The organism is Mycobacterium helveticum, from assembly GCF_007714205.1.
Classification (GTDB): Bacteria; Actinomycetota; Actinomycetes; order Mycobacteriales; family Mycobacteriaceae; genus Mycobacterium; species Mycobacterium helveticum.
The window spans coordinates 76,758-89,767 of record NZ_VMQU01000001.1 but is presented as its reverse complement, the minus strand read 5'-3'; the positions used below and the strand labels follow the sequence as shown (position 1 = coordinate 89,767).

At 65.7% G+C, this 13,010-nt stretch carries 14 protein-coding genes; 1 reads left to right on the top strand and 13 read right to left on the bottom strand.

Features of this window, described 5'->3' with window-relative positions; all coding sequences use genetic code 11:
• Positions 1–38 precede the first annotated feature (38 nt).
• The 7 genes from FPZ47_RS00410 to FPZ47_RS00380 all read right to left on the bottom strand — a co-directional run bounded on the left by FPZ47_RS00410 (position 39) and on the right by FPZ47_RS00380 (position 7,748).
• Positions 39–707, bottom strand: coding sequence for a transglutaminase-like domain-containing protein (locus FPZ47_RS00410; protein ID WP_144946961.1), 669 nt, complete (start codon positions 705–707; stop codon positions 39–41).
• Between the two features lie 13 nt (positions 708–720).
• The gene (locus tag FPZ47_RS00405; RefSeq protein WP_144946958.1) at positions 721–1,827 is read right to left on the bottom strand and encodes a BtrH N-terminal domain-containing protein; all 1,107 of its coding nucleotides are present in this window, start codon (positions 1,825–1,827) and stop codon (positions 721–723) included.
• Complete coding sequence (locus tag FPZ47_RS00400; protein ID WP_144946955.1) at positions 1,827–2,933, bottom strand: NDMA-dependent alcohol dehydrogenase; 1,107 nt, start codon at positions 2,931–2,933, stop codon at positions 1,827–1,829. Before FPZ47_RS00400 ends, FPZ47_RS00405 begins: the two co-directional genes overlap by 1 nt.
• A 51-nt stretch (positions 2,934–2,984) precedes the next feature.
• On the bottom strand, positions 2,985–4,601 hold the full coding sequence (locus tag FPZ47_RS00395) for a long-chain fatty acid--CoA ligase (protein WP_144947014.1): 1,617 nt from the start codon (positions 4,599–4,601) through the stop codon (positions 2,985–2,987).
• A 54-nt stretch (positions 4,602–4,655) separates the two neighbouring features.
• Positions 4,656–5,066 (bottom strand): SCP2 sterol-binding domain-containing protein, encoded by a 411-nt coding sequence (locus FPZ47_RS00390; RefSeq protein WP_144946952.1) that lies wholly within the window; start codon positions 5,064–5,066, stop codon positions 4,656–4,658.
• Between the two features lie 224 nt (positions 5,067–5,290).
• Positions 5,291–6,271 carry a R2-like ligand-binding oxidase gene (locus tag FPZ47_RS00385; RefSeq protein ID WP_281291723.1) on the bottom strand — a complete coding sequence of 327 codons (981 nt, stop codon included), beginning with the start codon at positions 6,269–6,271 and terminating at the stop codon, positions 5,291–5,293.
• A gap of 190 nt (positions 6,272–6,461) precedes the next feature.
• Entirely contained in the window at positions 6,462–7,748 is a 1,287-nt protein-coding gene (locus tag FPZ47_RS00380; RefSeq protein ID WP_246133228.1) for a sensor histidine kinase, read from the bottom strand.
• Positions 7,749–7,783: 35 nt separating this feature from the next.
• Here FPZ47_RS00380 and FPZ47_RS00375 point away from each other — a divergent pair, with 35 nt between their 5' ends.
• On the top strand, positions 7,784–8,458 hold the full coding sequence (locus FPZ47_RS00375) for a response regulator transcription factor (protein ID WP_144946947.1): 675 nt from the start codon (positions 7,784–7,786) through the stop codon (positions 8,456–8,458).
• Positions 8,459–8,490: 32 nt separating this feature from the next.
• Here FPZ47_RS00375 and FPZ47_RS00370 read toward each other — a convergent pair whose 3' ends face one another.
• The 6 genes from FPZ47_RS00370 to FPZ47_RS00345 all read right to left on the bottom strand — a co-directional run bounded on the left by FPZ47_RS00370 (position 8,491) and on the right by FPZ47_RS00345 (position 12,994).
• Positions 8,491–8,898 carry an SCP2 sterol-binding domain-containing protein gene (locus FPZ47_RS00370; RefSeq protein ID WP_144946944.1) on the bottom strand — a complete coding sequence of 136 codons (408 nt, stop codon included), beginning with the start codon at positions 8,896–8,898 and terminating at the stop codon, positions 8,491–8,493.
• Between the two features lie 37 nt (positions 8,899–8,935).
• Entirely contained in the window at positions 8,936–9,223 is a 288-nt protein-coding gene (locus FPZ47_RS00365) for an NADH-quinone oxidoreductase subunit I (RefSeq protein WP_144946942.1), read from the bottom strand.
• Positions 9,224–9,251: 28 nt separating this feature from the next.
• Positions 9,252–9,695, bottom strand: a complete 444-nt coding sequence (locus FPZ47_RS00360) for a hypothetical protein (RefSeq protein ID WP_144946940.1) — start codon at positions 9,693–9,695, stop codon at positions 9,252–9,254.
• On the bottom strand, positions 9,692–10,876 hold the full coding sequence (locus tag FPZ47_RS00355) for a ferritin-like domain-containing protein (protein WP_144946937.1): 1,185 nt from the start codon (positions 10,874–10,876) through the stop codon (positions 9,692–9,694). The genes FPZ47_RS00360 and FPZ47_RS00355 overlap by 4 nt, the downstream gene beginning before the upstream one ends.
• A gap of 278 nt (positions 10,877–11,154) precedes the next feature.
• Positions 11,155–12,123, bottom strand: a complete 969-nt coding sequence (locus FPZ47_RS00350; protein ID WP_144946935.1) for an NADPH:quinone oxidoreductase family protein — start codon at positions 12,121–12,123, stop codon at positions 11,155–11,157.
• A gap of 10 nt (positions 12,124–12,133) precedes the next feature.
• Entirely contained in the window at positions 12,134–12,994 is an 861-nt protein-coding gene (locus FPZ47_RS00345) for an SDR family oxidoreductase (protein ID WP_144946932.1), read from the bottom strand.
• Positions 12,995–13,010: the final 16 nt, after the last annotated feature.

Here is a 13,010-nt window from a genome sequence, read left to right as displayed (position 1 = left end):
CATAAATTATCGCGGCGTGTAAGCCGCCCCGGTAGAGCTTATTTTGCGAAGGCGTCACGCTCGGTGGGGTGGGTTTGCAGTAGCGGGCCGTAACGTTGCCGGAGTTCTGTGATGATTTCGGTGAAGGGCAGGTCGTGGTACCAGCCGCGGTCATGAAGGTATTCCATGTGCTGGTGGCCTTCGCTGTCGAAGGCGTGCAGGAGGGCGTCGTGTTCGCCGTCGAAGTCGATTGGAGGCACACCGAATCGGGCGCATAGTTCGGCGTTGAACGCCGGTGTCGCCTTGACCCAGCGGTCGTTGACGAACAGTTCGCTGTAGCCGTGGTAGACGAACAGGTCGGTGCCGCCCATCCGGGCTCGCAGCGTGGCGGTTTGTAGGTGGTTGCGCACATCGGCGAAACCCAGTCGGGCTGGTATACCCGCGGCGCGGGCCGCCGCGGTGAGCAGGACCGCCTTGGGGACGCAGTAGGCGCGGGCAGCGGTGGCGACGTAGCTGGCTCGGTAGTGGCCGGGATCGTCATCGACACTGTAGGGGTCGTACCAGATGTTGTCGCGGACGGCGAGGAAAAGGCGCTGAGCCCTCGGCACCGGATCGCGGCTGTCGCCGACCGCCGCCCGGGTGAAGCGCTGAACGTTGTCGTGGCGCCAGTCCAGGAACTCCGTGGTGTCCAGAAAGCTTGGATCGGGCTCGGTCGATGTGTGCGTCACAGAAGGCCTTTCGTCATCTACATGGTGGTGTTCGGTGGGTTGTCACCGATCGCGCGGCGCAGTCCAGGGCGCCAGCCAGACGGTGTTCGGCGTCGGGAAGCCCCGCGGCCAGTTCGGCGACCGCGATACAGCGATCCTGCAGCGGTGCGGCGGCATCCACGGCTTTGGCGGCAACAGTGCTCCACAGGTTCGCGGCGTCGCGCGCCGCCCCGGCTGCCGCAGCGGCGGCCTCGTCGCCCAGGGAGTCGGCGATATGTTGGCAGCCCTGGGCTTGTAGGACGCGAAATAGTCCGCCTCCGGTGCCGGCCTTCTCGATGAATGCCCCGAGCCCGAGGAGTGCCGCGGTGAGGGCGTCATCATCGAAAAGCTCAGGCCAGCTACGCAGATCGTCGGCAAAGAGCTGTACACCCGCGACACCGGCTCCGGTCAGGTCGGCATCCTCGACGATGAGGGGCGGCGGCCCGGCGCCGACGCCGCCCATCAACCCCGCACTCGCCGCCAGCGCGGGCCCGGCGACCGCGGCCAGCCCCGGAACGTTGTGTGGCCAGTCGATCAGGTAAGTGGTGTGGCGGGTCGGTACCGGGAATCCCGTCGAGGACCGGGCGCGTCGCAGGTTCTCATACGGAACGCTCTGGATGGTGTCCCGGTCGTTGTCGACAACATGGGCCAGTTGCTGATCGTCGTCGTAACCGATGATCACGATGTCGTGGCGACTCATGCTCAACCGCACCCGAAGGTAGGGCAGTTCGGCGATGTCGGCCCACACCATGACCGGTCGGCCGGAGTCGATTTCACCGGTCACCCACGCCCAGCCGACTTCCGGGTCGTCAGTGCAGCGCACACGGAACCCGGCGCCGATACGGGTCAGGTAGTCCTCTTCCAGCCCGCCTCCGCGCCCCACCAAATAGACTTGGGGCCGTAGCCGGGCGCAACGCACATAGACAAAATCCAGGGCGCCGCCGAGAGCGAAAACCAAACCCTCGGTTGGTACTTCAGGCCCCCAACCGAGTCGAGCCCACTCGGTGAGATCACGCAACGCCCCCGACCCGCAGTGTCCACCCCTCCGGTGCCGGTACGGTATCTGCACAGACGTCTGACCCAACCCTGTCGTGCCAGTCATCAGAACCTGATGAGTCCTCGGATGTTGCGGCCTGATCTCATGTCGTCGTATCCCTCGTTGATCTGATCGAGGCTGTATTCCCGGGTGATCAGCTCGTCGAGTTTGAGTTGCCCGGCGTTGTAGAGTTCGACCAGCCGTGGGATGTCGTGGGCGGCGTTGGACGACCCGTACAACGCGCCGCGAATCTGCTTTTCGTACAACGTCAGTTCCAGCAGCGATCCCGACATCGAGGCGTCGTCGGGGTGCCCGATCGCGGTCACCACGACCCGGCCCCGCTTGCCCACCAATGACAGCGCCTCGCCGATGTAGGACGCCTCGGCCACGTCGGTGGTCAACACGCAGACGTCGGCGAGTTTGCCTCGGGTGAGATCGCTGACCAACGCCCACGCCTGATCGATCGTGGCGGCGGTGTGCGTCGCGCCGAAGCGGGCGGCTTGCTCGCGTTTGAACGCGACCGGGTCGACCGCGACGATCGTCAACGCTCCGGCGATGCGCGCGCCCTGGATGGCGTTCATGCCGATACCGCCCGCCCCCACCACGACCACGGTGTCCCCGGCGCGCACCTCCCCGGTGCGCACCGCCGACCCGTACCCCGTCGTGACACCGCACCCGATCAAGGCTGCCTTGTCCAGCGGGGTTCCGGCGTCGATTTTCACCAGTGAGGCTTTGGGCACCACGGTGTACTCGGAAAACGTTCCCAACAAACACATCTGACCGATGTCCTGGCCGCGGGCGTGGAAGCGATACGTGCCGTCGATCTGGGGGCCCATCATGATCGCCGCACCCATCTCGCACAGGTTGCCCATGCCGCGCGCACAATACGAGCAGCGTCCGCACGCGGGCAGGAACGTCAAAATGACCGAATCGCCCTCGTCGACGTCGTCGACGCCGGGCCCGACCGCGGCCACGGTGCCGGCACCTTCGTGTCCGCCCACCACCGGCAGCGGTATCGGCAGGTCGCCGGTGACCAGGTGTTCATCGGAATGACACAACCCGGTCGCGGTCAGCCGGACCAGCACCTCGTCGGGACCGGGGGGATCCAGCTCAACCTCCTCGACCTCCCATTTCTGGCCCAGATCCCACAGAATCGCTGCGCGTGTCTTCACCGTTTCACTCCTTGCACTGGGTGGTGCTCCTGGTTTATCGACGGGACAAGATCAACCGAGGGTCTCGATGACGAACGCGCCGTCCGCGTGCTGCCGGCGGAGCGTCTTCTTGTCGAACTTGCCGGTCGAGGTCAACGGGACCTCGGGGACGAACGTCCACCGCTCCGGCAGCCACCACTTGGCCACCCGGTCGCGCAGAAAGTCCGCCAGTTGCGCGGCTGTCGCGGTGTGCCCGGCGTGACGCACGATCACCGCCAGCGGCCGTTCCTGCCATTTGGGGTCGGGCACGGAGATGACCGCCGCGGCGCGCACCCCGGGGTGAGCGGCCAATTCGTTTTCCAGTTCCACCGAGGAAATCCATTCACCGCCGGACTTGATCACATCCTTGGCCCGGTCGGTCAACGTGATGAACGCATCCTCGGAGATCGTGCCGACGTCACCGGTCGGCAGCCACCCGTCGGCGGCGACCGCGGCCACGTCCTGGCCGTAGTAGCGTTCGGTGATCCACGGCCCGCGCACCTGGATCTCCCCGACCGACTCACCGTCCCAGGGTTGTTCGGCGCCCGTGTCGTCAACGATGCGGGCTTGCACGCCGGCCACCACCCGACCCTGTGTCGCCCGCAGTCGCTGCGCGGTATCGGCGGGGTCGGTGTGGCGCGGCAGGGCCACCGAGGCCAGCGGTGACGTTTCTGTCATGCCCCACGCCTGCACGATCCGGATGCCCAACTCGTCAAACGCGCTCATCAACGACCGCGGCACCGCAGATCCCCCGCACGCCACCAACTTCAGCGAACTCAGGTCATGGCCGGGATTGTCGCGCAGGTAGTGCAGGATGTCGGTCCAAATGGTCGGCACCGCACCCGACATCGTCGGGCGCGTCGCCTCGATCATCTCCACCAGCGGCGCGGCCTGCAAGAAGCGGTCCGGCAACACCAGTTGCGCGCCGGCCATCATCGCCGCATGGGGCAGCCCCCAGGCGTTGGCGTGAAACATCGGCACAATGGCCAGCACCGTGTCGTCATGGCCGATACCCAACGCGTTCGCCGTGCAGGCGGCCTGCGAATGCAGCCACGTCGAGCGATGGCTGTAGACCACTCCTTTCGGGTGACCGGTGGTCCCGCTCGTGTAGCACATCGCCGCGGCGGAGCGCTCGTCAACACCGGGCCAGTCGAAGGTCTCCGGCTGGCCCGCCACCACCTCCTCGTAGCGCAGCAAGGTTTTCCCGCAACCGTCCAGAGGCGACAGGTCACCCTCACCGGTGACCAGCACCGTGTGCACCGAGGCCATCGTCGGCAGCGCCGCCGCCAGCACGCCCAGCACCGTGTCGTCGACGATGACCACCCGGTCGTCGGCATCGTTGGCGATCCACGCCAACTGCTGCGGCGGCAACCGCAGATTCAACGTGTGCAGCACCGCACCCATCGACGGCACCGCGGCGTAACTGTCGAGGTGCTCCTGATTGCTCCACTGCAGCGTGGCGACCCGCTCATCACCGCGCACACCGACCTGACGCAACGCGTTGGCCAGCCGGGCCGCCCGAACCGCCAACTCGCGGTAGGTCACCCGAGAAATGTCGCCGGGACCGCGCGCGCTGAACACCTCCCGCTCGCCATGCACCGTCGCCGCATGCCCGACGATCCCGGCGACACCCAATTGAACGTCCTGCATCGTTGCTTTCACCGCGCCACCACCGCGCTCAGCAAACCAGTCCAGCGCTGCGGCTCACGCATCGATGAGGTCCTGACGCTGCGCGGCCTCCAACATCAGCCGATACTCCGGAAACAAATTCTTGGCCTGCGGTATCAGCTTGAGCAGCTTGGCCACCGGGCCCTTGGCCCGCACCGTGCCCTTGGCCATCGCCACCGTCAAGTTCACCTTCCCCAACCAGAACCTGTTTCCCATGTCCGCCGACATGAACAACTCCACATTGGGCACCGCCGTACTCGACGCACCGGTCTCGACAACCTTGTTGGGCATATCCACCGTCACCACCGCATCCGGATCGGTGTAATGAACCCGCAACACCACCCCCGAACCCGCCAGCTTGTCAGCCAACCCCTCCTTATCCAGCCCACGCCGGAAAATCCCACCCAGATAGGCGTAAACCTCGTCCTCGTCAGCAAAAACAGCCATTTCAACCTCGTCTCGTAGGGATCAACAATTCGCGACGTTTCCAACCAGACCCGACGTCCTGAAGCCGGTATAGGACGCTCAAAGCGCTTAGCGGACCGGACCCCTCACGCAACCACCGATGCGGATGTCGCTGCTCATCTCCAGAACCGGGGCATGAATAAGTTGACCCAGTCCGGCCGCGCTAACTAGCTCAGCCGGCGCTTGCCAACGTGGCACCCAGCGGGTTAGGCCGAAGTGCCGGCCAGCGCCCTCTCGTCTTCGGCGGCGAAGTCGTCTTCGAGCTGAACCGGCGTGTAGTCAAGATCGATGTCAGCAACCGGACGCCCGCGCGCGCTCTCGATCGTGCTCAACCTGCGCATCCCCTTGTCGGTCGCATAACAGGTCAATTCGTCGACGGTCAGCCCGAACGGGACGTGGTCACCGTAGGGTGTGAGGAGTCCTTCGATCAGCTGCACTCCCAACGGGATCAGCTCGTTCATGCGTGCTTCGAACACCGACCAGTTGGCATCGTCGGCGGCGATGTGGCGCCGGCAGGTGAAGGTGCCCCACGCCATGTGGCGACGCTCATCGTCACCGATGCGTCCGATGAACTCCTGCATACCGGGAAGAATGCCGTGGTCCACACAGATCTTGTGCCAGGCAAAATATCCGGTCAGCGCCAGCATGCCCTCGACGATGTGGTTGTAGGTCGTGGCCGCGCGAATCTGGGCGGCCGGTGAGGGATCCGTGACGAGATCGCCAAGTGATTCCGAAAGCTCCTCGTTGAAGATCTTCCGGTACGCCGGAGAGTGATAACCATGCAGGTCCTCGGTGACCCCCACGGCATCCAGCCATAACCGGAACCCCTGAGCGTGCTTGGCCTCCTCAAAGGCGAACTGGGTCAAATACATCTCGTCGCCGAGTCGGCCTTCGGCTCGCATCGCTCCCATGAACGGTTGGATGTCCTGTGTGACCGCCTCTTCGCCGGCGAGGAACGCCGCGCAGAGTCGCACGGCGAGATCGCGTTCGCTCTCTGATAGCGATTCCCAGTCCTTGCGGTCGCGGGAAAAGTCGATGTCGGCGGGATTCCAGAATTTCGCGTTGCCCCCGGCGAACAGCTTGAGCGGCAAGCTATCCCAGTTAAGTCCGCCCGCAGCTAGCGAGCCGTAAGCCGTTCTTGTCATGGTGACTTCCTTGTTGTAGTGCGAAAATGACCAGTGGTCAATTTCGCGTGATGCACGTCACGGGCTACGCCGCATTGAGCAGCACCCACACCGCTGCGGGCTCTGTCGTCCTCTCGGTACTGTTGTGGGCGCAAACGCCGTGCTCCTTCCATGGTGGCGACCACAGCAACGCCGTGCCAGTTGCGCGCGTGCCAATCAGTGGCCTCCGCGGGCCAATCCCCGCCCGATCGAATCACGCGATCGGAGCGCGAACGGTCGCCACGAGCCCGCCGCCGTCGCGCGCGCTGAAATCGACCCGCCCGCCGATCGCCTCGAGGATCTGCTGCACGATCCACAGGCCCAGCCCGGCGGTGCCGCGCCGGTCACCGATGCTGACGTATTTGGCCGTCAGCTGGCCCAGACTCTGAGCGGGTATGCCCGGTCCGTGGTCGGCGATCTCGATGACGATGTCGTTGCCGGTCTGCGCGCACGTCACGTCGACGGGGGCATCACGGCTATGCCGGGAAGCGTTCTCCAGCAGGTTGGTCAGCACCCGCCGCAGTCCCTGGGCGTTGACCGCGACCGCGCCCACGTCGTCGCCCACCGTCAGCCGCAGCTGCGGTGGAACCAGGCCCGCGGCGTCGGCTGCCTCGGTGATCAGGCCGGCCATGTCGACGCGCCGGACCCGGCCCGACGAGAAGGCGGGGCGCCGGCTCAACGCGACGTCGGACAGGGCGTCGAGCATGTCGCCGAGGTGCTGAACGTGGCGGCCGGCCAGCTGCAGACTGGCGGCACGGTCAGACTCCGGCATCGGCGTCGCCGATGCGAGCGCGGCCATGAGCGCCTCCAAGGAGGCGATGGGGGTGCGGAATTCGTGTACCAGCACCTGTAGCCCGTCCTGCTGCGACTGGTAGGACTGCAACAGCCGGCTGCGCAGGTCACGTTCCTCTTCAGCGGCGGCGTGTTCGGCTTCGGCCTCCACCATCGCCTTTACGCTGTATTGGTGTTCGCGTTCGGCCAGGGACGACAACCCCGCCGTGATGATTGCCGTGAACAGCAGATACAGCGCCCACCAGCTACTCTGCTGCACCGGCGCGAGCGCGACACCGTCGGTGGAGGCCAATAGCGCGACGGCGATGTACCCGGCGCCGAGTAGCACCCCCAACACCAGCGTCTGGGTAAGCGACAGCCGTGCCGCGGAGGCGACCACGACCAGCACCAGCACCGACACCGCCGGGCTGTGCACCCCGCCGGTCAGCGCGATGAACACCAGCGTGAACATCGAGTCGAAGCCGGTGACCAGCCAACGGTAACGAGTGCGGCGCACCTCCAACTGCGGATGGACGAACACGATCGCCGCATAGACCAGCGCCGCCGCTATCAGGATCGCGACATACACGCGCGCCCCTGCCGGCTCTACCGGCAACAGCAAGCCGATCGAGATCACCACCGCGACCCGCACGGCGACGACGGTGCGTGCCAGCCCGTAGCCGCTGCCGTGTCCCTCTGCCGTCCAACGGTGCCGATCGACCGATCTCACCGGGCCGACATTAGGGCCGGGGTAGCGTCACAGCAATGACCGGCAAGCCGTTCGTCGTTGTAATCGTCGACGACCACGAGCTTTTCGCACAAGGGCTGGCTTTGCTGCTCGACCGCCAATGGGGCGAGTTGTTCACGGTGGGCGGGCAGACCACTTACGTCGAGGAGGCTGCCGACCTGGTGGCGCGCTGCGCCGCCGACGTCGCGATCATCGACCTGTCCATGCCCCCACTCGGCGGGATAGCCGCGATCCGGCATATCAAGGCGCGTCATCCCACAACCCGGATCGTGGCGCTGTCGGGGACCGGCAACCTCGAGCTCGCCGAGGAGGCGCTGCGCGCGGGCGCCGACGGATTCCTGCCGAAGACGGCGCGGCCCGAAGCACTGGCCGGCCCGCTGTGGACCGTCGCCGAAGGCTTGCGGGTCATCGACGGCGCGCTGCTCGATGCGCTGCTGGCGAAGTCCCGCGAACCGCGATCGGCGTTGCTGGACAGTCTCAGCACGCAGGAACTCCAGTTGTGGCGGTTGGTTGCCACGGGCATGGAGACCGGCGATATCGCGCACCGGATGATGGTCTCGGAGCGCACCACCAAACGGATGGTGGCCGCGTTGCTGCACAAACTCGGCGTCACCAATCGCATCGCCGCCGCCGCGATGGCCGGGCGGCTCCGACTGCTCGATGATCTCTCCGAGTCCGACCGGTCCCAGTAAGGATTCGAGTCCGCCGGGGCGCCAAGCCGACGTCAAACAGCCAGCAAGTCGGTGCGCCCCTCGGCCCGCAACAACTCCTCGTAGCGCGGGAAAAGCTTCTTGGCGACAGGCACGAGCTTGAGGATCTTCGGCACCGGGCCTTTCGCGCGGACCTGGCCCTTGGCCAGCGAGACAGCGAGGTTGAGTTTGCCCTGCCAGAACCGGTTGGCCATGTCGGAGGTCATCGACATCGCCACGGTGGGCGAAAGGTCACAACTGCCGGTGAACACCTTCTTGTTGGGCATGTCGACCGTGATCTGGATGTCCGGGTCGGAGCAGTTGAGTTGCAGCACGACACCGGACGCCGCGAGTTGGTCGCCGATCGATTCGTCTGCGACCGCCTTCTCGAAGATCCCGGCAATGTACTTCGTCGCCTCGTCGCTGTCTTTGAAAACACCCACGGTATAGCACCTCAGCTTCCTGAATCCTTCAACGCACTCAGCTGTCCTTGCGGGCCGCCCACTCGTGCAGCTCGGCGATCTTCGTGTAGCCATTGTCCGGCACGAATCCCGCTTCGACTCGGCCGTCGTGAATACAGTCGACCGGGCACAGCGGCATGCATTTCCCGCAGTCAATGCACTGGTCGAGTTCGATCACGAATCGGCCCAGGAAATCGTCGGCTTTCTTCGATATGGCATCGACGCGTCCCGGGCACGCATGCTCGCACGCTCCGCACCCGATGCACGTGTCATCGATATAGAAGTTGCCTCGCCGTGTCCGGCTCATCAGTTTTTCTCTTCCCTGATGGGGCGATTCACAACCGAGCACAGTTGTTGAAGAATTGCTGCAAACTCTGATTATTGCGGAAAAACAAGTCCCGGCCCAGCGGGTCTGACGACCAGACCCGTATCGGTGTCGCCGCCATGCTCAGCGCGTTGAGGGTGTGATCAAGGTCCGGCCGGCCGTGTCCGGCGCGAATGCTGTCCACCATCTCCTGCCACGAGTCCCGGTCGGTCTCGATGACAAAATCCATCGAATCCAGTTCGGTGTCGCTGATTTCCTTGATCTCGCTGACGTCGAAACCGTCGAAAAGCAGTTGGACGATCAGCGCCGACCCGTCGGGGCCGCCGTCGAAGATGTTGACGGCGAACCGGCAGTCGACCTCGCCGAGCTTCCGAAACTCGGCGAGGTCTGCCATGTTGGTCTCCGCGAGCCTGGTCAGCCATTCGACGGTGGGAAGGTCGGTACTCGTGCTCACGCCGTCCACGGCATCTCCAACGGGATCGTCACCTTGTCGCGGCGGTCGAACCCAGCGCGATCACAGCGCTGCAGGTACTCCTCGACAATCGTCCCCCAAAGGAACGACACACCCTCCATGCCGTCGTCGATCTTGTCGACTCCTCCACCCATCAGAACGGCTAGCGGCTCGAGCAGTCCGGGACTGCTCAGCGCGGTGAGGATGATCTGCTCGCCAAGGTCGGCGAAGCGGTGCATATCCGAAAGCGCCTTGTCCCTGTCGGTGGAGCAGTCGAGGAAGTTCTTCAGCTCCAGCGTGCCGTAGGAGACGTGTCGGGCCTCGTCTTGCATGCAGCGCCGGAAGATCTCCTTGTCGACATGGGTCTTGGACAGGAATTCGCCGGCCCGGAATATGGTGAGAACGAGCCCTTCGCCCAGGACATTGAGCAGGAATGTGCCCTGGGTGTGGGTCGGCGACTCGAGAATCGCCTTCAGTGCCCACTCCAAAGCCGGGCTGGCGTGCAACAAGCCGCCGCCCCCGGCGAGAGCGCGCTTGCGGAACACTTCCATGTGACGGGCTTCGTCCATCATCTGCGTCACGAGGAAATTTTTGATTTCGAAGAAATCCGGTGAGGTGCGGTAAACCCAGCGGGACGGGAAGTCGCCGGCGACGAACTCGACCTCGGTGAGCGAGGTGGCCAGCTGGCACGCCGCCTTCTCCAGATCCTCGCTGACCGGTTCGAGCTCGCTCCACGGGATGTCGCTGGTGGAGTTCCACTGCCGCGCCTTGGCCTCCTCATACAGCGTCATCACGTTGTCTGCCCAGGCTTCCTTCTTGTCCAGGATGTCGTAGGCGTCGATCGTCGGCATCTGCTCGGCGTAGGGGTCGCGCACGGAGCCGCGCGGGGCGAAGTTGCGTGTCGCATTGTGCTCGGGCAGCGTGCCGTAGGCCGGCGGACGGTTGATGTCGGTGTAGGTCAATCCCCGCGAGCTCGGCCGCGCTCGCACCCCCCAATTCGCCTTTTCCGTGTCCATCCAGTGCAGCGAAAACGACCCGCGCCCAAGGCGGTCGAGGTTTTCCTGCAAAAGCTCGGCCCAGATGGTGTTGTCCTCGCGGAACTTCTTCTCGTAAGCGGCCAATGCCTCGTCTTCGAGCGGAACTTCGCCGGGCAGCGGCTCCATGCGGGTCAGTATCTCGGTCATGCGGCGGTCCTTCCCGCTAGGTAATCCCCTGTATCCCTGGGTAACCCTGTATCCCTGGGTAACGCCACCGTATGACGCCGCTCACACCGCCTGTAAGGTCCGCCCGGGTCAAGCCTGACCCGATTGGGCCAATCGCGACTGGTCGGCCCCTGATCGATCGTCAGCCGGCCATGATGCGGGCCGGTCGTCACCGATCACCGCCACCACCGTGCCCGTCGGCGACGGCAACGGCGACCCCGGTTTGGGTGTGTCAGTGGCGGGGTGTCGCGACCCGCCGCCTACGGCTCGAGCACCAGCTTGCCCAGCACCCCGCCGTCGGCCAGGCACTGCAGCGCCGCCTGCGCCTCCGACAGTGGATACCGTTGCGGTGGAGGCGGTTTCAGGCCCAGAGAGACCAGTTGTCCCAGGCCCCAGGAGAACAGCGCCGCCGAGCCGGGCACCTTGTTGAGGTACTCGCCCCACGCCACGCCCACGACGCTGACGTTGCGCAGCAGCAACCGGTTCACCTTGACGGTGGGGATGCTGCCGGCGGCGAACCCGATGACCAGCAGCTTGCCGTCGATGGCCAGCACGCGCACCGCGTCGTCGAACGCCGGGCCGCCGATGGGGTCCACGACGATGTCCACGCCCCGGCCGCCGGTGTACTTGCGCACCTCGGCGGCCCAGTCACCGGACAGCGGCAGCACCAGGTCGGCGCCCAGCGACGCGACGTAGTCGGTGGCCGCCGTGCGGTGCAACACGGCCAGCACCTTCTTCGCGCCCATCGCCCGGGCCACCTGGATCGCCGCCGTCCCCACCCCGCCGGCCGCGCCGAGCACCAGCACCGTGTCGCCCGGCCGCATCGCCGCCCGACGGGCCAGCGCAAAGTACATGGTGTTGTAGTTCACCAGCAGCGACACCGCCTCGGCGTCGTCGAGCTCGGCGGAGCTGCGGATCACGTTGGGCACCGGGACGGCGACCTGCTCGGCGTAGGCGCCCAGGATGCCGAACGCCGAAACCCGTTCGCCCACTTTGAAACCCGACCCCGGCGGCGCCGAGTGCACCACCCCGGCGGCCTCCATGCCGGGCACGAACGGCGGCGGCAGCTTCAGCTGGTATTCGCCCTTGCTCAGCAGCAGGTCCGGAAAGCACACCCCGGCGGCCCGCACGTCGATGATGACGTGGTCACGATCCTCGGCGAGGTCGTCGATATCGGTGTAGGCGATACCGGCCGGACCCGACAGGCGCTGGACAACACAGGCTTTCATAGCCTTGGGCCTACAGCTTGAATTCCGCCTTCTTCGCCGCGGACAGGTCGGTGATCTCACCCCAGTGCGCGGCGATGTCCTGCACCGACGGCGGCTTCTCGAAGTTGGCGCCCTCGTTGCCGAACAGCGCCACCCGCTGCACCTTGCCGCCACCGACGATGAAAACCGATGCGGTGTCGGCGCATTCCTCGGTGCACAGGTAGGCCACCACCGGCGCCACGTACTCCGGGGTGAGCTTCTCCAGCACCTCCTTGGGCATGATGTCCTCGGTCATGCGGGTGGCCGCGATCGGGGCGACCGCGTTGGTGTGGATGTTGTACTTGGCCCCTTCCTGGGCCAGCGTGTTGATCATGCCGACCAGGCCGAGCTTGGCCGCGCCGTAGTTGGTCTGGCCGAAGTTGCCGAACAGGCCGCTGGTCGAGGTGGCGACGACCACGCGCCCGTAGCTCTGCTCACGGAAGTGCGGCCATGCGGCACGCAGCACGTTGTAGCCGCCGTAGAGGTGCACCTTGAGCACGGCGTCCCAGTTCTCGAACGTCATCTTGTGGAACGTGCCGTCGCGCAGGATCCCCGCGTTGCTCACCACCCCGTGCACGGCGCCGAACTCGTCGATCGCGGTCTTGATGATGTTGGCCGCGCCCGCGGGGTCGGCGACGCTGTCGTAGTTGGCCGCCGCCCGGCCCCCCGCCTCGCGGATCTCGTTGACGACCTGGTCGGCCATGTTGTGGCCGGCACCCGTGCCGTCGCGCGATCCGCCGAGGTCGTTGACGACGACGCTGGCGCCCTCCTTGGCGAGGGTGAGCGCGTACTCGCGCCCGAGGCCTCCGCCCGCTCCGGTGACGACGACGACGCGATCCTGCACTCCTGGCATCAGGTTCCTTTCGAGG

Excerpts from the sequence above, each read along its gene's own strand:
- FPZ47_RS00405 (WP_144946958.1), bottom strand. The coding sequence starts at position 1,827 with ATGACTGGCACGACAGGGTTGGGTCAGACGTCTGTGCAGATACCGTAC.
- FPZ47_RS00395 (WP_144947014.1), bottom strand. The coding sequence starts at position 4,601 with ATGCAGGACGTTCAATTGGGTGTCGCCGGGATCGTCGGGCATGCGGCG.
- FPZ47_RS00390 (WP_144946952.1), bottom strand. The coding sequence starts at position 5,066 with ATGGCTGTTTTTGCTGACGAGGACGAGGTTTACGCCTATCTGGGTGGG.
- FPZ47_RS00375 (WP_144946947.1), top strand. The coding sequence starts at position 7,784 with ATGACCGGCAAGCCGTTCGTCGTTGTAATCGTCGACGACCACGAGCTT.
- FPZ47_RS00365 (WP_144946942.1), bottom strand. The coding sequence starts at position 9,223 with ATGAGCCGGACACGGCGAGGCAACTTCTATATCGATGACACGTGCATC.
- FPZ47_RS00355 (WP_144946937.1), bottom strand. The coding sequence starts at position 10,876 with ATGACCGAGATACTGACCCGCATGGAGCCGCTGCCCGGCGAAGTTCCG.
- FPZ47_RS00350 (WP_144946935.1), bottom strand. The coding sequence starts at position 12,123 with ATGAAAGCCTGTGTTGTCCAGCGCCTGTCGGGTCCGGCCGGTATCGCC.
- FPZ47_RS00345 (WP_144946932.1), bottom strand. The coding sequence starts at position 12,994 with ATGCCAGGAGTGCAGGATCGCGTCGTCGTCGTCACCGGAGCGGGCGGA.